This is a genomic window from Pseudoxanthomonas beigongshangi, assembly GCF_016820515.1.
GTDB lineage: Bacteria > Pseudomonadota > Gammaproteobacteria > Xanthomonadales > Xanthomonadaceae > Pseudoxanthomonas_A > Pseudoxanthomonas_A beigongshangi.
Map to the genome: position 1 here is coordinate 75,400 of NZ_JADHDV010000002.1, position 19,565 is coordinate 94,964.

At 67.3% G+C, this 19,565-nt stretch carries 22 protein-coding genes and 1 other RNA gene; 7 read left to right on the forward strand and 16 right to left on the reverse strand.

The features are described 5' to 3' along the window. Positions 1-18: 18 nt before the first annotated feature. The 5 genes from IQ458_RS01820 to hrcA form a co-directional block, all read right to left on the reverse strand. The gene (locus IQ458_RS01820) at positions 19-1,134 is read right to left on the reverse strand and encodes a prephenate dehydrogenase (RefSeq protein WP_203321724.1); all 1,116 of its coding nucleotides are present in this window, start codon (positions 1,132-1,134) and stop codon (positions 19-21) included. A gap of 53 nt (positions 1,135-1,187) precedes the next feature. Further along, positions 1,188-2,303: a molecular chaperone DnaJ gene (gene dnaJ / locus IQ458_RS01825; RefSeq protein WP_203321725.1), complete on the reverse strand. Its 1,116-nt coding sequence runs from the start codon at positions 2,301-2,303 to the stop codon at positions 1,188-1,190. A 129-nt stretch (positions 2,304-2,432) separates the two neighbouring features. Continuing rightward, on the reverse strand, positions 2,433-4,355 hold the full coding sequence (dnaK, locus tag IQ458_RS01830; protein ID WP_203321726.1) for a molecular chaperone DnaK: 1,923 nt from the start codon (positions 4,353-4,355) through the stop codon (positions 2,433-2,435). A 108-nt stretch (positions 4,356-4,463) separates the two neighbouring features. Next, entirely contained in the window at positions 4,464-4,982 is a 519-nt protein-coding gene (gene grpE, locus IQ458_RS01835; protein WP_183641597.1) for a nucleotide exchange factor GrpE, read from the reverse strand. A 42-nt stretch (positions 4,983-5,024) separates the two neighbouring features. Beyond that, on the reverse strand, positions 5,025-6,077 hold the full coding sequence (hrcA, locus tag IQ458_RS01840; RefSeq protein WP_183641599.1) for a heat-inducible transcriptional repressor HrcA: 1,053 nt from the start codon (positions 6,075-6,077) through the stop codon (positions 5,025-5,027). Between the two features lie 121 nt (positions 6,078-6,198). On the opposite strand from hrcA, the gene IQ458_RS01845 reads away from it, so the two are divergent. Together IQ458_RS01845 and recN are read left to right on the forward strand one after the other, a co-directional pair. Next, a complete protein-coding gene (locus IQ458_RS01845; RefSeq protein ID WP_203321727.1) occupies positions 6,199-6,657 on the forward strand; it encodes a DUF2269 family protein in 459 nt (152 codons plus the stop codon). A gap of 82 nt (positions 6,658-6,739) precedes the next feature. Continuing rightward, positions 6,740-8,410 carry a DNA repair protein RecN gene (gene recN, locus IQ458_RS01850; RefSeq protein ID WP_192197786.1) on the forward strand — a complete coding sequence of 557 codons (1,671 nt, stop codon included), beginning with the start codon at positions 6,740-6,742 and terminating at the stop codon, positions 8,408-8,410. Between the two features lie 119 nt (positions 8,411-8,529). Here the strand turns inward: recN and fur are convergent, their stop codons facing one another. Next, positions 8,530-8,934: a ferric iron uptake transcriptional regulator gene (gene fur, locus IQ458_RS01855; RefSeq protein WP_181444074.1), complete on the reverse strand. Its 405-nt coding sequence runs from the start codon at positions 8,932-8,934 to the stop codon at positions 8,530-8,532. Between the two features lie 105 nt (positions 8,935-9,039). On the opposite strand from fur, the gene IQ458_RS01860 reads away from it, so the two are divergent. Beyond that, positions 9,040-9,438, forward strand: a complete 399-nt coding sequence (locus IQ458_RS01860; protein WP_203321728.1) for an outer membrane protein assembly factor BamE — start codon at positions 9,040-9,042, stop codon at positions 9,436-9,438. 12 nt (positions 9,439-9,450) lie between these two features. On the opposite strand, the gene IQ458_RS01865 is transcribed toward IQ458_RS01860, so the two are convergent. Together IQ458_RS01865 and IQ458_RS01870 are read right to left on the reverse strand one after the other, a co-directional pair. Continuing rightward, on the reverse strand, positions 9,451-9,705 hold the full coding sequence (locus tag IQ458_RS01865; protein WP_183641605.1) for an RnfH family protein: 255 nt from the start codon (positions 9,703-9,705) through the stop codon (positions 9,451-9,453). A gap of 1 nt (position 9,706) precedes the next feature. After that, a complete protein-coding gene (locus IQ458_RS01870) occupies positions 9,707-10,135 on the reverse strand; it encodes a type II toxin-antitoxin system RatA family toxin (protein WP_141453001.1) in 429 nt (142 codons plus the stop codon). A gap of 40 nt (positions 10,136-10,175) precedes the next feature. Between IQ458_RS01870 and smpB the strand changes: the two genes are divergently transcribed. Continuing rightward, positions 10,176-10,664, forward strand: coding sequence for an SsrA-binding protein SmpB (gene smpB, locus IQ458_RS01875; RefSeq protein ID WP_141453002.1), 489 nt, complete (start codon positions 10,176-10,178; stop codon positions 10,662-10,664). Positions 10,665-10,921: 257 nt separating this feature from the next. Next, positions 10,922-11,275, forward strand: a transfer-messenger RNA (tmRNA) gene (gene ssrA, locus IQ458_RS01880). Positions 11,276-11,329: 54 nt separating this feature from the next. Here ssrA and IQ458_RS01885 read toward each other — a convergent pair. After that, the gene (locus tag IQ458_RS01885; RefSeq protein ID WP_192197785.1) at positions 11,330-11,746 is read right to left on the reverse strand and encodes a low affinity iron permease family protein; all 417 of its coding nucleotides are present in this window, start codon (positions 11,744-11,746) and stop codon (positions 11,330-11,332) included. 956 nt (positions 11,747-12,702) lie between these two features. Between IQ458_RS01885 and IQ458_RS01890 the strand changes: the two genes are divergently transcribed. Beyond that, a complete protein-coding gene (locus IQ458_RS01890; RefSeq protein ID WP_203321827.1) occupies positions 12,703-13,365 on the forward strand; it encodes a DUF6766 family protein in 663 nt (220 codons plus the stop codon). 53 nt (positions 13,366-13,418) lie between these two features. Here the strand turns inward: IQ458_RS01890 and IQ458_RS01895 are convergent, their stop codons facing one another. From IQ458_RS01895 to IQ458_RS01920, 6 genes are all read right to left on the reverse strand, one after another. Beyond that, positions 13,419-14,042 carry a BON domain-containing protein gene (locus tag IQ458_RS01895; RefSeq protein WP_203321729.1) on the reverse strand — a complete coding sequence of 208 codons (624 nt, stop codon included), beginning with the start codon at positions 14,040-14,042 and terminating at the stop codon, positions 13,419-13,421. A gap of 100 nt (positions 14,043-14,142) precedes the next feature. After that, a complete protein-coding gene (gene cydB, locus IQ458_RS01900) occupies positions 14,143-15,141 on the reverse strand; it encodes a cytochrome d ubiquinol oxidase subunit II (RefSeq protein ID WP_203321730.1) in 999 nt (332 codons plus the stop codon). 2 nt (positions 15,142-15,143) lie between these two features. Beyond that, positions 15,144-16,538 (reverse strand): cytochrome ubiquinol oxidase subunit I, encoded by a 1,395-nt coding sequence (locus IQ458_RS01905; RefSeq protein WP_203321731.1) that lies wholly within the window; start codon positions 16,536-16,538, stop codon positions 15,144-15,146. A 22-nt stretch (positions 16,539-16,560) separates the two neighbouring features. Next, the gene (locus IQ458_RS01910; RefSeq protein WP_192197781.1) at positions 16,561-16,755 is read right to left on the reverse strand and encodes a hypothetical protein; all 195 of its coding nucleotides are present in this window, start codon (positions 16,753-16,755) and stop codon (positions 16,561-16,563) included. Positions 16,756-16,852: 97 nt separating this feature from the next. Further along, positions 16,853-17,332 (reverse strand): DUF2269 family protein, encoded by a 480-nt coding sequence (locus IQ458_RS01915; protein WP_203321732.1) that lies wholly within the window; start codon positions 17,330-17,332, stop codon positions 16,853-16,855. Further along, positions 17,313-18,596 carry an SDR family oxidoreductase gene (locus IQ458_RS01920; RefSeq protein ID WP_203321733.1) on the reverse strand — a complete coding sequence of 428 codons (1,284 nt, stop codon included), beginning with the start codon at positions 18,594-18,596 and terminating at the stop codon, positions 17,313-17,315. The genes IQ458_RS01915 and IQ458_RS01920 overlap by 20 nt, the downstream gene beginning before the upstream one ends. Here IQ458_RS01920 and IQ458_RS01925 point away from each other — a divergent pair. Beyond that, positions 18,522-19,055: a hypothetical protein gene (locus tag IQ458_RS01925; RefSeq protein ID WP_203321734.1), complete on the forward strand. Its 534-nt coding sequence runs from the start codon at positions 18,522-18,524 to the stop codon at positions 19,053-19,055. The genes IQ458_RS01920 and IQ458_RS01925 overlap by 75 nt on opposite strands. Here IQ458_RS01925 and IQ458_RS01930 read toward each other — a convergent pair. Beyond that, the gene (locus IQ458_RS01930) at positions 19,052-19,564 is read right to left on the reverse strand and encodes a hypothetical protein (RefSeq protein WP_203321735.1); all 513 of its coding nucleotides are present in this window, start codon (positions 19,562-19,564) and stop codon (positions 19,052-19,054) included. The two genes, IQ458_RS01925 and IQ458_RS01930, sit on opposite strands and share 4 nt — an antisense overlap. Between the last annotated feature and the right edge of the window lies 1 nt (position 19,565).

Consider the following 19,565-nt stretch of genomic DNA (forward strand, 5'->3'; position numbering starts at 1 on the left):
ATACGCCGCCGTACCGCGTCAGCGGCCGGCGGCCAGCACCCGGCCAATGCCGCTGGCGTCGATTTCCGCCGCCGCGCGGCGCAGGCCGTCCGCGTCCACGTCCGCATCGAAGCCGATACGGAAATGCACCTCGCCCTCCGGGGTGCGCGAGGAGTGGATCGACGACAGGCTCACGCCGTGCCGTTCGAACACGTGCAGCAGCGCCCGCAGCGAACCGGGACGATCCTCCGGCAGATGCACGCTCATCGACTGCGCGCCGGCCAGGTCGGCTAGCAGGTAGCCCAAGCGCTCGTAACTGTAGTTGCCGTCGGCCAGCGCCCGCGCGCCCAGCGCTTCCCGGTTGCCGTCCAGGAATTCCTCGCGGAACGCCGCGCGCGCGGCGTCGCTCCCCTCGCCCACCAGCGCCGCCATCCGGCCAATCTGCGCGTGCAGCGCGGTGAGGATTTCATGCGCGTGCGGATTGCCGAACTGGATGTCCTCGTAGATCGCCGGATTCAGCGACAGGATGCGCGACAGGATCGCCGCGTCCATCTCGAAGGAGGCCGAACGGAACGGCAGCAGTTCGGCCAGCGCGCCAACCGCCGGGGCCTGTCCGCGCAGCACGCCAGCCTGGGCCAGGTGGCTGGCATGCACCATCGCCTGCACCAGCGCCATGATCCGATCATGCTGTTCGGGTTCGGCGTGGACGTACTCGCCCTCCAGCGCGCGCAGCAGCGCGTCCAGCCAGGGACGCCAGCCCTCCAGCCGCGCTTCGCACACCACCGTCACCCTGCCCTTCAGGGTTGGCGCCTTGGGCGGCGCGGTCATCGGATGCAAGCCCGCCACCTCGGCGCGCGATCGCAGCATCGCGGCGATTGGCGCGGCCTTGATCGAAGTGACGTCCAACCACAGCTTGCCGGCTTCCGTGCCGGCGGCCAGCTCCACGTAGCGCCCGATGATCGCGGCGGTATGCCGGATCGGCGCGGAGAAAATCAGCACATCGGCGCGCTGCGCCAGTTCGGCTTCCGGCAGCGAAGCGGGATCCGCCGGGTCGTGTCCGATCACCGCCAGCCCCATCCGGGTCTCGAAGAAGCGGCGCAGCCAGCGCCCGTAGGCGCCGGCGCTGCCGACGATGCCGATCAGGGGTGGGGACACGAAAAAGGGCTCCTTGGGGGAGCCCTCATTCTAGGTCAGAGCGTCGGCGTGGATCAGGACGTCATGCGATCCCAGAAACCTTTCACGCCATCCAGGAAGGTCGCCGACTTCGGCGAGTGCTTGCGCGCCTCGTCGCCGACGAAGGTCGCCTCGAACTTTTCCAGCAACTCGCGCTGTTCGCTGGTCAGGTTGACCGGGGTTTCCACCACCACGCGGCAATACAGATCGCCTTCGCTGCGGCTGCGCACCGACTTGACGCCCTTGCCGCGCAGGCGGAACAGCTTGCCGGTCTGGGTTTCGGCGGGAATGCGGATCTCCGCCTCGCCGTTGAGCGTGGGCACGCGCACGGTATCGCCCAGCGCCGCCTGCGAAATCCGGATCGGCACCTCGCAATGCAGATCGTCGCCGTCGCGCTGGAAAATATCGTGCTCGCGCACGCGCACTTCCACGTACAGATCGCCCGGCGGGGTGCCCGGCGGTCCCGCCTCGCCCTCGCCGGTCAGGCGGATGCGATCGCCGTTGTCCACGCCGGCCGGAATCTTGACCGACAGGACCTTCTCTTCCTCCACGCGACCGGCGCCATGGCAGGTCTTGCAGGGATTCTTGATGGTCTGGCCACGGCCGCCGCAGGCCGGACAGGTCTGCTGCATGGCGAAGATGCCGCGCTGCATGCGCACGTTGCCGCGGCCGCCGCAGGTGGCGCAGGTTTCAACCTGGCCGTCCTCCGAACCCGAGCCATGGCAGGGTTCGCAGGCCACCAGGGTGGGAATCTCGATGCGCTTTTCGATGCCGGCCACGGCTTCTTCGAGATCAAGCTCCATCACGTAGCCGATATCGGCGCCGCGACGGGCGGCGCGCGCACCGCCGCCACCAAAGATGTTGCCGAAGATGTCGCCGAAGATGTCGCCCATGTCCGGCCCGCCGGCACCACCACCGCCCATGCCGTGCTCGAAGGCCGCATGGCCGTGGGCATCGTAGGCGCGGCGCTTGGCGCCGTCCGACAACACCTCGTAAGCCTCCTTGCACTCCTTGAACGACGCCTCGGCGGCCTTGTCGCCGGGATTGCGATCCGGATGGAACTTCATCGCGCAGCGGCGATAAGCCTTCTTCAGCTCGTCATCGCTGGCGGTGCGGGCCACGCCCAGGACTTCGTAGTAATCGCGTTTCATCGGCAAGCAGGGATTGGAGATTCGGGATTGGGGATGGCGGACAGCATCGCAACTTCAGATACCGGAAGGGGATCCGGAAACCGGAAACGCCGTTTCCGAATCCCGAATCCCCATTCCCGATTCCCGGACTTACTTCTTGTCGTCCTTGACTTCGGTGAACTCGGCGTCGACCACGTCGTCGCCGGCGGTCTGCGCGCCCGGGGCGGCGCCGGCGTCGGCGCCGGGCTGCTGGCCGGAAGCGGCGGCCGCGTACAGCGACTGGCCGGCCTCCTCCAGCGCCTTGGACTTGGCCTCGATCTGCGCCTTGTCATCGCTCTTCATCGCCGTTTCCAGCTCGGCGATGGCGCCCTCGACCCGGCCGATCACGTCGCCCGGCACCTTGCTGCCATGCTCGGTGATGGCGGTGCGGGTGGCGTGCAGCAGGCCGTCGGCGTGGTTGCGTGCCTGCACCAGTTCGTGGAACTTCTTGTCCTCGTCGCGATGCGCTTCGGCATCGGCGACCATGCGCTGGATCTCTTCCTCGGACAGGCCCGAACCGGCCTTGATCTCGACCTTCTGTTCCTTGTTGGTCTTCTTGTCCTTGGCCGAGACATGCAGGATGCCGTTGGCGTCGATGTCGAACGACACCTCGATCTGCGGCAGGCCGCGCGGCGAGGGATCGATGCCGGCCAGATCGAAGCGGGCCAGCGACTTGTTGAAGCGGGCCTGTTCGCGCTCGCCCTGCAGCACGTGCACGGTCACCGCGGACTGGTTGTCCTCGGCCGTGGAGAAGGTCTGCGAGGCCTTGGTCGGGATGGTGGTGTTCTTTTCGATGATCTTGGTGAACACGCCGCCCAGGGTCTCGATGCCCAGGCTCAGCGGGGTCACGTCCAGCAGCAGCACGTCCTTGACGTCGCCGGCCAGCACGCCGCCCTGGATCGCGGCGCCCAGCGCCACGGCCTCGTCGGGATTGACGTCCTTGCGCGGTTCCTTGCCGAAGAACTCGGCCACCGCCTGCTGCACCTTCGGCATGCGGGTCTGGCCGCCGACCAGGATCACCTCGCTGATCTCGCTGGCGCGCAGGCCGGCGTCGTTCAGCGCGATGCGGCACGGCTCGATGCTCTTCTTGATCAGGTCTTCCACCAGCGCTTCCAGCTTGGCGCGGGTCAGCTTGATGTTCAGGTGCTTGGGACCGGACGCGTCGGCGGTGATGTACGGCAGGTTGACTTCGGTCTGCTGCGAGCTGGACAGCTCGATCTTGGCGCGCTCTGCGGCGTCCTTCAGGCGCTGCAGGGCCAGCGGATCCTTGCGCAGGTCGATGCCCTGGTCCTTCTGGAACTCTTCCACCAGGTAGTCGATGACGCGCTTGTCGAAGTCTTCGCCGCCCAGGAAGGTGTCGCCGTTGGTGGCCAGCACCTCGAACTGCTTCTCGCCGTCGACGTTGGCAATCTCGATGATCGACACGTCGAAGGTGCCGCCGCCCAGATCGTACACGGCGATCTTGCGATCGGTGCCGTCGGCCTTGTCCAGGCCATAGGCCAGCGCCGCCGCGGTCGGCTCGTTGATGATGCGCTTGACGTCCAGGCCGGCGATCTTGCCGGCGTCCTTGGTCGCCTGGCGCTGGCTGTCGTTGAAGTAGGCCGGCACGGTGATGACCGCCTCGGTGACCGTCTCGCCCAGGAAGGCTTCGGCGGTCTTCTTCATCTTCTCCAGGATGCGCGCGGAGATTTCCTGCGCGGACAGCTTCTTGCCGTCGGCGGTCGCCACCCAGGCGTCGCCGTTGTCGTGCTGGACGATGGAGTACGGCACCAGGCCGATGTCCTTCTGCACTTCGGCGTCGGTGAACTTGCGGCCGATCAGGCGCTTCACCGCGAAGAAGGTGTTCTTGGGGTTGGTGACGGCCTGGCGCTTGGCTGAGGCGCCCACCAGGACTTCGCCGTCCTTGGTGTAGGCGACGATGGAGGGGGTGGTGCGGTCGCCTTCGGAATTCTCGATGACGCGTGCCTTGCCGCCTTCCATGATCGCCACGCACGAATTGGTCGTGCCCAGGTCGATGCCGATGATCTTGCCCATTGTCGGGTTCGCTCCCTAAAAAGTGTCTGTCTTGGTCCGGCGCTGCGCCGGGGATGGTCTGGATGTGGGGTCCGGCCGGCGCGGTTCAAGCGCCGGCGGCCCGGGCATTCAGTCCTGCCTGGCCACCACCACCAGCGCGGGGCGCAGCAGGCGGTCGTTGAGCAGGTAGCCCTTCTGGAACACCTGCACCACGCTGCCGGGTGCGGCGCCGGGAGCGTCGGCCTGGCTGATGGCCTGGTGGTGTTCGGGATTGAACGGCGCGCCGACCGGGTCGAGCACGGTCAGGCCGTTGTCGCCGGCGACTTTCAACAACTGCCGGTAGGTCAGCTCCAGCCCCTCGCGCAGCGGATTGGCCTCGCCGCCGGCCGCGGCCAGCCCGGCGTCCAGGCTGTCGAAGACCGGCAGCAGGTCGCCCAACAGGCGTTCGTTGGCGAACTTGCGCGCCATCTCGATGTCGCGCGCCACCCGCTTGCGCTGGTTCTCCAGGTCGGCCCGCTCCAGCAGCGAGGCGGCCCGCAGTTGGTCCACTTCGTTGCGGAGGGTTTCCAACTCGGCGATCAGGGGGTTGTCGGCTTCTTGGGGTTCGGGCGTCTGGCCCAGTTCGGAATCGTGTTCGTTTTGGCTCATCTCGGGTCCCGTCGCGGCGGTTCCTGCCGCATGACAGGCCACTTATTGGGACGGGCTGTCGGGATTCAAGGCTGCCCCCAGCGCATCGGCCGCCGCCTGGACCACCGGGATCACCCGGTCGTAGGCCATCCGGGTCGGGCCGATCACCCCCAGCACCCCCAGCACCTGCCCACCGGCCATGTACGGGGCGGTGACCACCGAAACGCTGTCGTGGCGGGCCAGGCCGGTGTCCTCGCCGATGAAGATCCGCACCCCCGGCGCGCGCAGGGTGCGCTCCAGCAACTGCAGGATCTCGCGCTTGCGGGCGAAGGTCTCGAACAGGTCGCGCAGGCGTTCCAGGTCCGACAGGTCCTGCACGCTCATCAGCCGGGTCTGGCCGGCCAGCACCACGTCGTCGCCGGGCGGCGCCAGCGCCTGCTCGGCCAGATCCACCGCCTGCGCCAGCAGCCCTTCCATCTCGCTGCGGGCGTCACGCAACTCGCGCAACAGGGTCGCGCGGATGTCGGCCAGCGGGCGGCCGGCGAAATGGGTGTTCAGGTAGTTGGCGATCCGCTCCAGCTCCGAACGGTCGTAGACCCGGCGCGGCTCGATGACCCGGTTCTGCACGTCGTTGTCGGCAAACACCAGGATTGCCATCACCCGGCGCCCGTCCAGCGGCACGAAGTCGATGTAGCGGAAGGCGAACTGCTCGCGCCGGGGCGCGCTCACCACCCCGACGAAATGGGTCATCGCCGACAGCAGTTCCGAGGCATTGCCCAGCAGCGCCTGGGTGCCCGCCCCGGCGGGCAGTTCGGCGCGCAGGCGGGTGATCTCGCCCTCGCCCAGCGACTTCACCTGGACCAGGCTGTCCACGAACACGCGGTAGCCCTGGGCGGTGGGAATCCGTCCGGCCGAGGTATGCGGCGAGCTCAGCAGGCCCACTTCCTCCAGCTCCGCCAGGATGTTGCGGATGGTGGCCGGGCTCACGTCCAGCCCGGCCGAGCGCGCCAGGGTCTGCGAACCGACCGGCTCGCCGTCGCGGATGTAACGGGAGATCAGCGCCCGCAGCAATTGGCGGGCACGGGGATCCAGCGGAGCGTCGGCGGATGCGGACATCATCGGCGAATAGATAGCCGCATCGCCCGGCGACCGCAAGCATTGAAGTGACTTCCGGCCCCTTGGCGACGGCCGGCCGGTGCGCGTCAATGGCCTTCCCGCACGGACCGATCCCGCCGCCATGGCCTATCTGCTGTTCAAGTTGCTGCACATCGTCGCCGTGGTGCTGTTCCTGGGCAACGTCACCACCGGCGTGTTCTGGGTGCGCCACGCCGCCCGTCACCGTTCCCCGCCGCACCTGGCCGAGGCGATGGCCGGGGTCATCCGCAGCGATCGGGTGTTCACGGTGCCGGCGGTGCTGGTGATCATCGCCAGCGGCGGCCTGGCCGCCTGGTTGGGCGGTTGGCCACTGCTGCGCACCGGCTGGCTCGGTCTGGGCATCGGCCTGTTCGTGCTGTCCGGACTGGTGTTCGCCGCGCTGGCGCCGCTGCAGCACCGCCTGCAGGTGCTGGCCGCGCGCGCCGATACCCGCTGGGAGGATTGCCAGCCGCTGCTGCGCCGCTGGAACCGCATCGGCCTCGCCAGCCTGCTGCCGGCCTGGATGGCGCTGGCGGCGATGGTACTGAAGCTGCCCGCGTAGTCCGTCGCGGTTCCTGCGACGGCGCGCCCCGATGCTGGCGCCGCGTGCCATGCGTGTCATGGCTGGCCCTTACAATACGAACATGCTCAGACACCTCGCGATCAAGGATTTCGCCGTCGTCCGCGCCACCGAACTGGAATTCGGCCCCGGCATGACCGTCATTTCCGGAGAAACCGGCGCCGGCAAGTCGCTGCTGGTGGATGCCCTGGGTTTCCTGTCCGGCCTGCGCGCCGACAGCGGCGTGGTCCGCCACGGCGCCGAGCGCGCCGAACTGTCGGCCGAATTCGCCATCGAGGCCAATGCGCCGGCGCTGGCATGGCTGCGCGAACAGGAACTGGACGACGAACTGGCCTGCCAGTTGCGCCGGGTGATCCGCGCCGACGGCGGTTCGCGCGCCTGGATCAACGGCCGCAGCGTGACCCTCGGACAGTTGTCCGACCTGGCCGGGCGGCTGGTGGAAATCCATGGGCAGCACGAACACCAGGCGTTGATGGACAAGGCCAGCCAGCGCGACCTGCTGGACGGCCATGCCCGCAACGCGACCGAACGGCAGGCGGTGGCGGCCGCCGCCGACCGCTGGTCCGAACTGCTGCGGGAACGCGAGCATCTGTCCCGCCAGGGCGACGTGTCCGACCGCATCAACTACCTGGAGCACCAACTCGGCGAACTGGCGCGCGAGGACCTGGCCCCGGCCAGCATCGAGAACCTGCTCGCCGGACATCGCCGCCAGGCCCACGCCGCCGGCCTCATCCAGGCCTGCGAGGCGGCGCTGGCGCGGCTGGGCGACGACGAATCGCCTTCCCTGTCCCGGCAATTGCAGCAGACCCGCGGCGAACTGGCGCGACTGGTGCAGCACGAGCCGCGCCTGGCCGAAATCGACGGCATGCTGGAAAGCGCGCACATCCAGATTGACGAGGCGCTCGGCCTGCTCGGCCAGGTCCGCGACGATCTCGACGCGGATCCGGAACAGTTCGAGGAACTGGAGCGCCGACTCGGCCGCATCCACGATCTGGCCCGCAAGCACCGCACCACGCCGGACGATCTGGCGCGCGTGCGCGACGCCATCGCCACCGAACTGGACAGCCTGCGCGGCGCCGGCGAACGCCTGCTCAGCCTCAACAAGGACATCGAGGCCGCCCGCGAAAGCTGGAAATCGGCCGCCGCCCGGCTCACCCGCAGCCGCCAGCGCGCCGCCCGCGAACTCGGCAAGACCACCACCGCGCTGATTGCCGAACTCGGCATGGGCGGCGGCCGCTTCGAAATCGCGTTGGAACCCAACGAAGGCGACCGTCCCGACCCGGCCGGTGCCGAGCGGGTCGAGTTCCTGGTCGCCGCCAATGCCGGCCAGCCGCCCCGCCCGCTGCGCAAGGTCGCTTCCGGCGGCGAACTCTCGCGCATCTCGCTGGCGATCGAGGTCGCAGCGCTGGGCGTGGACGCGGTGCCGACCATGGTGTTCGACGAAGTGGACTCCGGTATCGGCGGCGCGGTCGCCGACATCGTCGGCAAGAAACTGCGCGCGCTCGGCGCCCAGCGGCAGGTGCTGTGCGTGACCCACCTGCCGCAGGTCGCCGCGCAGGGCCACGCCCACTACCGGGTCAGCAAGGCCCCGGTCGACGGCATGACCCAGAGCGCGGTCGAAGTACTGACCGCCCGCCAGCGCGAGGAAGAGCTGGCGCGCATGCTGGGCGGCGTCGAGGTCAGCAAGGAAGCCCACGCCGCGGCCAAGCGGTTGCTGGCCGACGTCGCGGGCTGAGGAATCCGTTCGCACGCCCTTTTCGGGCGTCCCGGTTTCGGTCGGGACACCCGTGGAAGGGCGGGAAGGGCTCGCCGCCGGGAGGCCGCACCCACTGCGGCTTCAGGGCGTTGCGGGGTTCAGCGCTTCTTGCGCACGTACAGGACCAGCGAGTGTTCTTCCAGCAGGTAACCGTGCTTGGCGGCGATTTCGCGCTGCAGCTTCTCGATTTCCGGGCTTTCGAATTCGATGATCTTGCCGGTGTCCACGTCCACCATGTGGTCGTGGTGGCCACCGCGGTCCAGTTCGTAGACGGCCTGGCCGCCCTCGAAGTTGTGCTTCAGCACCAGGCCGGCGGCCTCGAACTGGGTCAGCACGCGGTACACCGTGGCCAGGCCAATCTCGTCGCCGTGTTCCAGCAACTGGCGGTAGATGTCTTCGGCGCTCAGGTGGTGCTGCGAGGTTTTCTGCTCCAGCAGTTCCAGGATGCGCATCCGCGGGTGGGTGACCTTGAGGCCAACCTTGCGAAGTTCTTGGGATTCCATATCGGCGTCTCCGTTCATAACCGGTTTAGCGCCGGCTGCCTGAAGCTGGGTTGCGGCGGTCGCCGGAAGTGTATCATCGGCATGTTTTCCACCTGTAGCCGTCCCATGCGCAAACTCCTGCTGGTCGCCGCCCTCGCCTCCCTGACTGCCGGCTGCGGCATCCTCTACAAGCAGCCGATCTACCAGGGCAACCTGCTGGACAAGGCCGCGGTGGATCAATTGCAGGTGGGCCAGAGCAAGCAGCAGGTGCAGGCGCTGATCGGCAGCCCGTCCATCGCCGATCCCTTCCACTCCCAGCGCTGGGACTACGCGGCCAGCGAGCGCACCAACCGCCGCGGCACCACCGAGGTCAAGACGCTGACCCTGCACTTCCAGGGCGACTCGCTGGCCAGCTGGGAAGGCGAATACTTCCCCGAAAACGACCTGCAGCTGGCTTCGGACGTGCGCAAGTTCGGTCCCAACCTGGCCAAGGACAAGAAGAAGGGCGGCCGCGGCGGCCGCTGAGCCGGTCCGGCGCTAGTCCTTGCGGGCGCGGCGTCGCCGCGCTTCCTTGGGGTCCACCGTCAGGGGCCTCAGCAGTTCCACCCGATCCCCCTCGCGCAGGGCTGTCTCGGCCCGCGCCACCACGCCGTGGATGGCATAGCCGGTGATGTCCGGGTCGCCGGCGAATCCGGCCAGCCGCACCGCGTCGGCCAGCTGCGCGCCATCCGGCAATTCCACCGTTACCGTGTCGAAACGGTGCGGCCAGGCGCGGATGACCTCGACCTTCATCTCACTCGCCGCGGTCGGCCACGCGCACGAAATCGTCCACCATGCGGTCGGCCAGTCCCTGGAAACCCAGGGTCAGCGCCGGCAGCAGCAGGCGGCTGGAGGGTTCGAATTCCAGGGTCAGGCTGACCTTGCAGGCGCTTTCGTCCAGCGCGTGGAATTCCCACTGCCCGTGCAGCTTGCGGAACGGCCCGTCGACCAGCTTCATGTCGATGCGGTGCGGACGGTCCAGGGTGTTCTCGGTGGTGAACCAGGTGCTCAGCGAACCCAGCCCCAGGTCCAGCCGGGCCACCAGCCGCTGCTCGCCGGTCTCGATGATTTCGGCGCCGCGGCACCAGTCGAAGCGGCGGGGATAGGCGGGGATATCGTTGACCAGGTCGAACATGCGGCTGGCGGCGTGTTCGACCAGGGCGCTGCGGCGGATGGTTTGCATTTGACTCGCTTGTGGTTCCGCCTTCGGCGACAATAAACGGATGGGCAAGAAACCGGACAAGAATAAAGCAACTGGCACGATCGCGTTGAACAAGCGCGCCCGCCACGAGTACCACCTGGAGGAACGCCTCGAGGCGGGACTGGCGTTGCAGGGCTGGGAGCTCAAGGCCATCCGCGCCGGCCGGGCCAACATCACCGAGGCCTACGCGACCATCCGCCATGGCGAGATTTTCCTGTTCGGTTCGCAGATCACCCCGCTGATCCAGGCCTCCACCCACGTGGTCGCCGACGACCGCCGCACCCGCAAGATGCTGCTGCACCGGCGCGAAATCGACCGCCTGATCGGCAAGGTCGAGCGCGACGGCTACACCCTGGTGCCCACTTCGCTCTACTGGAAGGGCAACAAGGTCAAGGCCGAAATCGCCCTGGCCAAGGGCAAGCAGACCCACGACAAGCGCGCCGCCAGCAAGGAACGCGACTGGGCCCGCGAAAAATCGCGCGTGATGCGCCAGCACAACCGCGACGCCTGATTACCCTTTTCCTGCCGTAGGAGCGACGTAAGTCGCGACCGTGCGAACAGAATCCCCTGCCACAAACCTCATGAACGGATCGTGCCCCGGTCAGGACATGTCGGCCCGGAATCCCGGTCGCGACTTACGTCGCTCCTACGGAGGCGGCACGACGCCCCTCACCCCGCTAACCGCTGGTTGACCGCCGCGCCGTCACGAGCTTGTAACCACCCCACCCCGCCCCTACACTGTCGCGGTCAGGAAACATTCTGGCTCCCGGGGGTGCACTGGCTTCGACGGGGGTTGCGAAGTTGCCTGGTGCATGCCGAGGGGGCAGCTTTCCTCGTTAATCCAGCGGCAAAACTCTAGTTGCCAACGACGACAACTACGCTCTCGCCGCTTAAGGCGTAAGCCCCGAAACTGCTTGTGTCCGTGCTCGCAGCGTAGGGTCATTATCACGGAATCGCCGGGGGCCGCTGCCTGTCAGCTCCCGGTCAACCTCTAACAGGCTGGTCCTGGGGTGCGCTTTGCCCACCGTGCTGCCACAGGACGAGACTTAACGGCGGGATAAGCATGTAGTACCGGGGATGGAGTGCCTTCGGACGGCGGTTCAATTCCGCCCACCTCCACCATTCACAGGAAAAGGCCCGCTTCGGCGGGCTTTTTCTTTTCCGTCCAGAAGCGGCCTAATGATCGGCCTGCGTCCGGCCGTGTTCCCGCCGGCGCTGGCGCGCGTCCTTCGCCTTCTGCGCCATCGCTTCGTAGTGCGCGCGCAGGCGTTCCAGTTCGGATTCTTCCAGTTCTTCCAGATCCAGTAGCTCGTTGTTCGCGCGCGAGGTCACGTGGATGAGTTCATCCAGCTTGATCTGCATCGCCTGGGTGTCGCGGTTCTGGGTGTTCTGGATCAGGAACACCATCAGGAAGGTGATGATGGTGGTGCCGGTGTTGATCACCAGTTGCCAGGTATCGCTGAATCCGAACAAGGGGCCACTGACCGCCCAGGCGATGACCACTGCCAGCGCCAGTCCGAAACATGCGGGGCGACCGGTGAAGGTGGAGGCCTGCTTGGCCAGGCGGGTAAATGCGGAAAGTTTGTTGTTCATGGCCAAATCCTGTTTGTCCGGTCCGGTTGGAGCGGGACTGTGGACGCTTCCGCATGTTCGCGTGGTGAAGGAGGATGGCCGGGATGAACCATGGGTACCCGCCGGTTTTCGGGTATTGGCAGGAAATGGTTCGCAACCAGGCATTCCAGTTGCCCGCTCTGGACCTCGTCCGGATATGCAGCGGACACGGCATTGCCGCGGTCGAGTCCGCGAACGTTCTCTCCACCGTGGTTGCGGAACCCTGCGATCAGTGCCGATCGGGCACTCATCCGAGGCAAGCCATGAAGATCAAGACCGCATTGCTCGTACTCTTCGCGCTGCTGTCCTGCGCAGCCGCCACGTCCTGCCGGAACACCGATCCGGCGCCAGCCGGGCACAACTCAGCCGCTCCATGACGGATGCGACACCGTCCCCGGCACGCCGGGGACGGTGTCGCCGGACGTCACGCGCGCTCGATCAGGCGCACGTTCCAGCAGGGCGCGGAGCGATGCCCGCAGCCCGTCAGTGCCCAGGCCGCGGACGGCGGACCCCGGCTCGTAAATCCATACTCCGTCATCGGTCGCCATCGCGGGCGCAGCCAAAAGGGGCCCCGCACCTTGCCGACCTCGTAGCTTTCGTTTCGAAGCGCCGATATGCCCGTGCGCGCCTCTTCCGCCATCTGTTCGCTCAGCCTGCCGAACCCGACGCCATGGAGCAGCGAAGCTCCGAATCCACTCCCTTCCACCGCTTTGCGCCGCGGAGGATGCCAAGCGGACCACGCTACGGACGCGCCGGGACGCGTGCCGGCCTGACCCCACGGACGGCTGGAATCCATTGCGACGCGCGCTGTTTTGGAAGCGCGCGGGTCCAGCATGATCGGCCCAGCCGCTTTCACGCGTTCTTGCCACTGCGGGATCGAACTTCATGCTGTTTCCGGCGAAACGCCGGATGCCTGTTCCATTCCACACAAGGACGCCATGAACGCTCCACCATCACCTTCTTTCTGGAAGCGCAACGGCCTCTCGCTGGTGCTGGTCGCGCTGTTCGCAATGTTCCTGTTCGGCCAGATCATGGCCGGCTACGCGGCGTGGAATGAAGACCGGCTGGGTGGTCACCTGCCGCCGGAGACCCTGGCGATTTACCTGACCAGCGGCCATTTTCTTTCGGCGACCTTCGAAAACTGGGAAAGCGAATTCCTGCAGATGGGAATGTACGTCCTGCTCACCGTCTGGCTGCGCCAGCGCGGTTCGGCCGAATCACGCCCCATCGACCCGGCCGAGGAAGAAGAGCGGGTCGATCCCGGCCCCACGCCTGCGCCGGTCCTTGCAGGCGGTGTGTGGCGGTGGATGTACGCGCATTCGCTTTCCATCGCGTTCCTCGTGTTGTTCGTCCTTTCGTTCGTTCTGCACGCATGCGGCAGCTGGCAGCACGAGAACGACGAACGCGGGATGGCGGGCAAGCCACTCATTTCGCTGGCGGAGCACTTGGGTGGCGCGCAGTTCTGGTTCGAGTCGTTCCAGAACTGGCAGAGCGAATTCCTGGCCGTGCTTTCAATCGTCGTGCTGTCGATCTTCCTGCGCCAGGACAAGTCGCCCGAGTCCAAGCCCCTGGCCGCGCCGCATCGCCAGACCGGGACCTGAGCAGGGAGCCAGCCGCCATCACATGCAGGTCCGGCGGCAATCATCCGGAACGACTATGACATCGCGTCGCTTCCGGTCGGACTGGCGACCCGCAGATCGTTGCGGATTCCGCGTACGCCGCTGCATGCGTCCACGAGATCTTCGGCGTGGTGCTTGAGCCAGCGCTGTTCGACCTGGCCGCTCAGGGTCACCTGGCCTTCGTTGACCTCCACCGTGATGGCGCCTGCGTCGAGCATTGGATCGTCGGTCAGGCGTTCGTGGATGTCCTCGCCTATGCGCTCGTCCGAACGCTTGTAGCCGCGTGGCCCGCGACCACGATAGCTGCGCGGTTCCGGCAACCCGGCGCGCCGGTCTTCATAGTGGTATCCGCCCGGATAGGGTTCCAGTTCCGCATCGTCCCAATCCATGCCACCCATCGAGCGGTAGGGGGCGTATCGTCCCTGCTCCCGCTGTTGCCGCGCGGATGCCCGTGCGTCACCCGGCCATGCGCGCTCCTCGTGCTCGGAAGAATTGGCGTAACCCCTGAGATCGGAGCGTTCACGCCCGCCACGGATCTGTGAATACCCGCCGGGGTTGTGGCCCTGGGTCTGCGACCAGGCATGGAAATCGCGCGGGTCGGTGGGATCTTCGTGGCGCGGACTGCCCGACAGCTCGCGTCGTGCGTCTTGCGGTTTCATGGCAACCTCCGTTGGTCGACATCGCCGGCATTTCTATCCGGCGCCTTGGGAAACGCCAGGGTGGATGGCGTGAGCAGAGAGTGCGGACCATGGCGTTTCTTCAGTGATAGCCCTGCCCCGCGCGGACCTTGCCGCGGAATACGCGATACGACCATGCCGTGTAACCCAGGATCACCGGCAACAACAGCACCACGCCCACCAGCAGGAAACCCTGTGAAGCCGCGCCCGACGCCGCTTCCCACAGGGTCAGCCGGGGCGGCGCCAGATAGGGCCAGAGGCCGATCACCAGGCCGGCGAAACCGAGCCCGAAGAAGCTCAGGGTCAACACGAACGGGCGGGCATCACGGCCGTGCGCGAACGCGCTGCGCCACAGCCAGGCCGCATTGAGCAGCGCCAGTGCGGGCACCGGCGACAACCACCAGAAGTTGTCCTGTTCGAACCAGCGCGCCATCACCCGCGAGTCCAGGAACGGCAGCCAGGCACTGACCAGTCCCATGAACGCCACCACCAGCGCGGCCAGAGGCCGGGTCAGCAGACGCGCCATCTGCTGGACCTCGCCCTCCGTCTTCATCACCAGCCAGGTGCTGCCCAGCAACGCGTAACCCGCAATCAGCGCAGCGCCGGTAAGCATGGAGAAGGGACTGAACCACGCGGCCGGCCCGGCCGTGGGATCGGCGGCGCGGCCTTCCACCAGCGCGCCGAGGATCACGCCCTGCCAGAACGCGGCGCCCAGCGATCCCAGCAGGAACGCCGCGCCCCACACCCGCCGCGAGCGCCGGGCCTTGAAGCGGAATTCGAAAGCCACGCCGCGGAAGACCAGGGCAATCAGCATCAGCAGCACCGGCAGGTACAGTGACGACAGCAGCAGGGCGTACGCGGCCGGGAATGCCGCCAGCAGGCTCGCGCCGCCCAGTACCAGCCAGGTCTCGTTGCCGTCCCAGATCGGCGCGGCGGTGTTCATCATCAGGTCCAGTTGCGTCTCGTCCTCGGCGAACGGCGCCAGGATGCCCAGGCCGAGCACGAAGCCGTCCAGCAGCACATACATCAGCACCGCGAAACCGATGATGCCGAACCAGATGACCGGCAGGATCGTTTCCATGTTCACCTTTCCTCCAGCGATTCGTCGGCCGCCGACAAGGGACGCGCCGGCGTGTGCTCGCCGCCTTCGGTCTGCGGCGGCGGTTCGAAAGGCACCGGTCCGCGCCGGATCATCTTGACCAGATAGGTCAGGCCGAAACCGAACACGATGGCATACGCCACCGCGTAGATACCCAGCGACAGCGCCACGCTGGCCGCACTGATCGGACTGACCGCTTCGGCGGTGCGCAGCCAGCCGTAGATGACGTAAGGCTGGCGCCCGAGTTCCGTGACGTGCCAGCCCGCCAGCATCGCCACGAAACCCGAAGGCAGCATGAGAATCCATGCGCGCTGCAGGCCGTGCGCTTGCGCCAGACGGCCCCGGTGCCACGCGATGAGCGACGCCAGCGCCAGCAACAGCATCAGTACGCCGATGCCGACCATCAGGCGGAACGCGAAGAACACCGGCACCACCGGCGGCCGCTCGTCCGCGCCCACGTCCTTCAGGCCCGGCGTCTGCCCATCCCAGCTATGCGTCAGCACCAGGCTGCCGGCGCGTGGTATGGCGAGTTCCATCCGGTTGCGCTCGGCCGCTTCATCCGGCCACGCGAACAGCACCAGCGGCTGGCCCTTGCCCGGCTCGGCCTGCCAATGCCCTTCCATCGCCGCGATCTTGATGGGCTGGTACTTGAGCGTATTGAGTCCGTGCAGATCACCCACCACCACCTGCAGCGGAACCGCGATGCAGGCGAAGGCGATGGCCAGCCGCAGCATCCGCAGACCGGCGGCCGCATGAAGCTCCCGGCGCAGGTACCACGCCCCGACCCCGCCGATGACGAAGCACGTGGTGATGAACGCGGCCAGGCTCATGTGCGCCAGCCGGAACGGGAACGAGGGATTGAACACCAGCGCCCACCAGTCGATCGGCCGGAAGATGCCGTCGTCAAGCCTGAACCCCGCCGGCGTGTGCAGCCAGCTGTTCGCCGAAAGTATCCAGAACGTGGAAAACAACGTGCCCAGCGCGACCAGCAGCGTGGACAGGAAATGGATCTTCTCGGGCACCCGTCCCCAACCGAACAGCATGACCCCGAGGAAACTGGCCTCCAGGAAGAACGCGGTGAGCACCTCGTAACCCAGCAACGGCCCGAGGATGCCACCGGCACGCAGGCTCAGACCCGCCCAGTTGGTCCCCAACTGGAAACTCATCACGATGCCGCTCACCACGCCCATGCCGAAGGACACCGCGAAGATCTTCAGCCAGAAGAAATAAAGGTCGCGCCATACCGTCTGGCGACTGCTCAGCCAGCGCCATTCCAGGAAACCCAGCCAGCTGGACAGGCCGACCGTGAAGGCCGGGAACAGGATATGGAAGCTGATGACGAAGGCGAACTGGATGCGCGAGAGCAGCAGGGCATCCATGGCTCATCCCTGTCCAGTAGGCTCAATGGCGGTTGCTGTCACTGCCGCTGCGGTGGTCATCACGTCCCTTGTCGCGTGTGGGCGTTTCACGCTCCTGCGGCTGCTTGCGGGGTGAACTGCCCTTTTTTCCCGCGCGCAGGACGCGGGCATGATCGTCGGAGCGATCCGGACCTGCCGGTGGATGATGGCGCTCGCGGTTGCCACGTGTCGCGGTCATGACGGACTCCAGGGAGGGAACCGCCATCGACGCTAGCGCGCGCGCCGTTAGCGTGGAGCCATGCCCGGGTGAAGCGGATGCAAATCTCCAGGCGGGCTCAACCGTCGAGCCACGGCACCTGCTTGGCCACCATCAGGTAGAAGATCGCCAGGAACGACAGCAGTGCTGGCACCCCCAGCGCGGTCCACGCGCCAAGGTGCGCCGCATAACGCGGCGGCAATTCGGTGCCCTGCTCCGCCGCCGCCTTGGCGATGTCGCGCAACCGCATCTGCAGCCACACCACCGGTAGCCAGCAGGCCGCGGCGATCACGAACAGCACCAGCGACCAGAACAACCATGGCGTCGCCAGCGGAACGCCCATTCGATGGGCCAGGTACAGCCCGCTGGCGGGCTGGAATACGATGGTGGTGGCGGTGAAGATCCAGTCGGCGATCACCACCAGGCGCGCGACTGCCGCCACCAGCCTGGCGTCGCGGGTGCGGCTGGTGAAGAACAGATAGAACGCCGTGCCGATGCCGGTGCCGAACAGCAGCGTGGACGACAGGATATGCAGGTATTTAACGAGGATCAGATCCATCGGGCCGGTCCAATGCGTGCAGGACGAGAATCATCGCCAGCAACGGAATGTTCTTGAGCAGCGGGCCGAACGGGTGCCACCAGAATTCCGGTAGGCCGATGCTGATCAACAGGGTATAGGCGAGCACCAGCGCCAGTTGCGCACGGTAGATGCCGCGGCGCCGGCGCAGGACCAGTAGTGCCAGGCCCAGCACGGCATCCAGTAGCGCGCCGCTCCACAGCGCGAGGTCTGCCCAGTCACCGTGCAGGCCCAGCCGCGCCAGCAGCGCATGGCTGGCCGCGCGCGGATAGGCGAACAGCGAGACCCAGGCCGTGCCCAGCCACATCGCCGCCAGTGCCCAGCGCATCAGCACCAGATAGCGCAAGTGGCGGACGTGCATCGCCAGTCCGTGCGCCGCCCTGCGGTCGAAAAAGGTGGCGGGATCGCGCAGTGGCCGCCGCAGGAACACGCGCAACGCTGAAGGGTCGGCGGTGTTGCCACGTTCCAGCATCGCCAGCGCGTCGGCGCTGGCCAGTCCGCCCCGCATGCGTCCCGCCCAAGACAGCATGCGGCGCAGCAGCGGCAACGGTACGGACAGGAATGCGGACCGGCGCGCGAATGCCCGCCGGAACATGTCCAGATACTCCCGCAGTTCGAGCGGACGCGGCCCGACCGCGGCGGTCATCGCCGGCGCTTCGTTGTCGACGGCCAGGCATTCCAGCAACGCCGCGATGTCGTCGATATGGATCGGCTGGATGCGTTGGCGTCCGTCGCCCGGCAGGGGCGTAAGCGGCAAATCCGCCCATCGCGCGAACTGGCGCGTGCTGGCGCCTTCGGGCGCGAACACCAATGAAGGCCGCACCACCCTCACCGATACCGGCAACGCGAGCGCCTGCGCATCGGCGCGCCCCTTGGACGCCAGGAATTCCTCGTTTGCGCCGGGATCCGCGCCGAGGGCGGAGATCTGCACGATTCGCGGCACCCCCGCCTCCACCGCGGCATGGAACAGCGCCAGCGGGCCTTTCACGTGCACTGCATCGAAGCTCTGTTTCCCTTTCTCGCGGAAGATGCCCACCGCGTTGACCACCGTGTCCACGCCGCGCAATCGCTCGACCAGCGCCGCGTGCGCGGGCGGCGCGGTGTAGTCCAGTGCCAGCGTCGCGCTGTCGCCATCCGCGCCGCCGTGCGCGCGCCCCGCCAGGATCACCGTATGCCCCGCCGCCGCCAGTCGCCGCACCAGCGCCGCCCCCAGCAGTCCAGCGCCGCCGGCAACGAGCACGCGCATCAGCCGTTCTCCTGGCCGCGCGTGTTCCGGCGTGCATGGGTATCGGGTTCGGTCGCGAGCATCATTTCCACGTTGATGGTGATGGGATGGAGCCGGCGCATCGACGGCGCCACGCCCGCCGGTACCAATGCCGCCAGCCAGTGGGTCTGGGATCGTTCCGCGCGCCGCGCGCGCGGCTGGTCGTGGCGGCATACGGCCATCGGCTACGGCGTGCATCATGCCAGTTCGGTGTTCTGGGCGCTGATGTACGAAGGCTGGCGACACCGGCATCCGGGCCGGCCGCTGGCGAAGGCCTCCGTGATCGCCGCCCTCGCCTACGTCGTGGACTACCATGTGGTGCCTCCGCGGCTGAGCCCGGGCTTCGAACACCGCATCGCTCGTCCGGGGATGCTGATGACCTACGCCACCTTCGCGCTCGGGCTGTACCTCGCCGACCGGCGGAGGGACACGCGCCGCTAGGCATCGCGCGCGCGCCAGGCGGCCCGCGATTCTGCCAATGCCGGCAACATCACCAGCAGCACCGCGGGCAGCAACACCCACGCCTGCTTCGCGTTGGAGGGCATCGGGTCGCGCAGCGCGACCCGCCAGCCCCACGTATCCTGGCTTGTTCCGGTCGCCGCTGCCAGCGCGATCAGGCCGAACCAGGGCGCCATGTCCAGCACGCTGTGGACATGCTGCTCCAATGGCCCGATCCGGCGCAGCGGATAGGCGACCTGGGTATCCCGATAGCCTACCGCCGCATGCACCGTCACCAGCACCGCCAACACCAGCAGCACCGTCCATGACGGTTGCAGATACAGCCACAGCAGCACGCCGGTGCCGATGAGCCCCAGTTGCACCAGGTGCAGGCGCGATTCGGCCCAGCCGGAAGTATGGGCCAGGTCCTCGCGCCAGTGCAGGGTGAAGTCGGCCAGGCCGGCGCACAGCCAGAGGATATAGCCCGCATAGGCCCATTCGGCGGCGAGCATG

Coding starts and splice junctions, on each gene's coding strand:
- fur (WP_181444074.1), bottom strand. CDS start 8,934: ATGGAATCCCAAGAACTTCGCAAGGTTGGCCTCAAGGTCACCCACCCG.
- smpB (WP_141453002.1), top strand. CDS start 10,176: ATGGGCAAGAAACCGGACAAGAATAAAGCAACTGGCACGATCGCGTTG.
- IQ458_RS01885 (WP_192197785.1), bottom strand. CDS start 11,746: ATGAACAACAAACTTTCCGCATTTACCCGCCTGGCCAAGCAGGCCTCC.
- IQ458_RS01865 (WP_183641605.1), bottom strand. CDS start 9,705: ATGAAGGTCGAGGTCATCCGCGCCTGGCCGCACCGTTTCGACACGGTA.
- recN (WP_192197786.1), top strand. CDS start 6,740: ATGCTCAGACACCTCGCGATCAAGGATTTCGCCGTCGTCCGCGCCACC.
- IQ458_RS01930 (WP_203321735.1), bottom strand. CDS start 19,564: ATGCTCGCCGCCGAATGGGCCTATGCGGGCTATATCCTCTGGCTGTGC.
- dnaJ (WP_203321725.1), bottom strand. CDS start 2,303: ATGAAACGCGATTACTACGAAGTCCTGGGCGTGGCCCGCACCGCCAGC.
- IQ458_RS01870 (WP_141453001.1), bottom strand. CDS start 10,135: ATGCAAACCATCCGCCGCAGCGCCCTGGTCGAACACGCCGCCAGCCGC.
- IQ458_RS01915 (WP_203321732.1), bottom strand. CDS start 17,332: ATGGATCTGATCCTCGTTAAATACCTGCATATCCTGTCGTCCACGCTG.
- IQ458_RS01860 (WP_203321728.1), top strand. CDS start 9,040: ATGCGCAAACTCCTGCTGGTCGCCGCCCTCGCCTCCCTGACTGCCGGC.
- IQ458_RS01895 (WP_203321729.1), bottom strand. CDS start 14,042: ATGAAACCGCAAGACGCACGACGCGAGCTGTCGGGCAGTCCGCGCCAC.
- IQ458_RS01920 (WP_203321733.1), bottom strand. CDS start 18,596: ATGCGCGTGCTCGTTGCCGGCGGCGCTGGACTGCTGGGGGCGGCGCTG.
- IQ458_RS01910 (WP_192197781.1), bottom strand. CDS start 16,755: ATGACCGCGACACGTGGCAACCGCGAGCGCCATCATCCACCGGCAGGT.
- IQ458_RS01890 (WP_203321827.1), top strand. CDS start 12,703: ATGAACGCTCCACCATCACCTTCTTTCTGGAAGCGCAACGGCCTCTCG.
- dnaK (WP_203321726.1), bottom strand. CDS start 4,355: ATGGGCAAGATCATCGGCATCGACCTGGGCACGACCAATTCGTGCGTG.
- hrcA (WP_183641599.1), bottom strand. CDS start 6,077: ATGTCCGCATCCGCCGACGCTCCGCTGGATCCCCGTGCCCGCCAATTG.
- cydB (WP_203321730.1), bottom strand. CDS start 15,141: ATGGAAACGATCCTGCCGGTCATCTGGTTCGGCATCATCGGTTTCGCG.
- IQ458_RS01925 (WP_203321734.1), top strand. CDS start 18,522: ATGCCCCGCCGCCGCCAGTCGCCGCACCAGCGCCGCCCCCAGCAGTCC.
- IQ458_RS01905 (WP_203321731.1), bottom strand. CDS start 16,538: ATGGATGCCCTGCTGCTCTCGCGCATCCAGTTCGCCTTCGTCATCAGC.
- IQ458_RS01845 (WP_203321727.1), top strand. CDS start 6,199: ATGGCCTATCTGCTGTTCAAGTTGCTGCACATCGTCGCCGTGGTGCTG.
- grpE (WP_183641597.1), bottom strand. CDS start 4,982: ATGAGCCAAAACGAACACGATTCCGAACTGGGCCAGACGCCCGAACCC.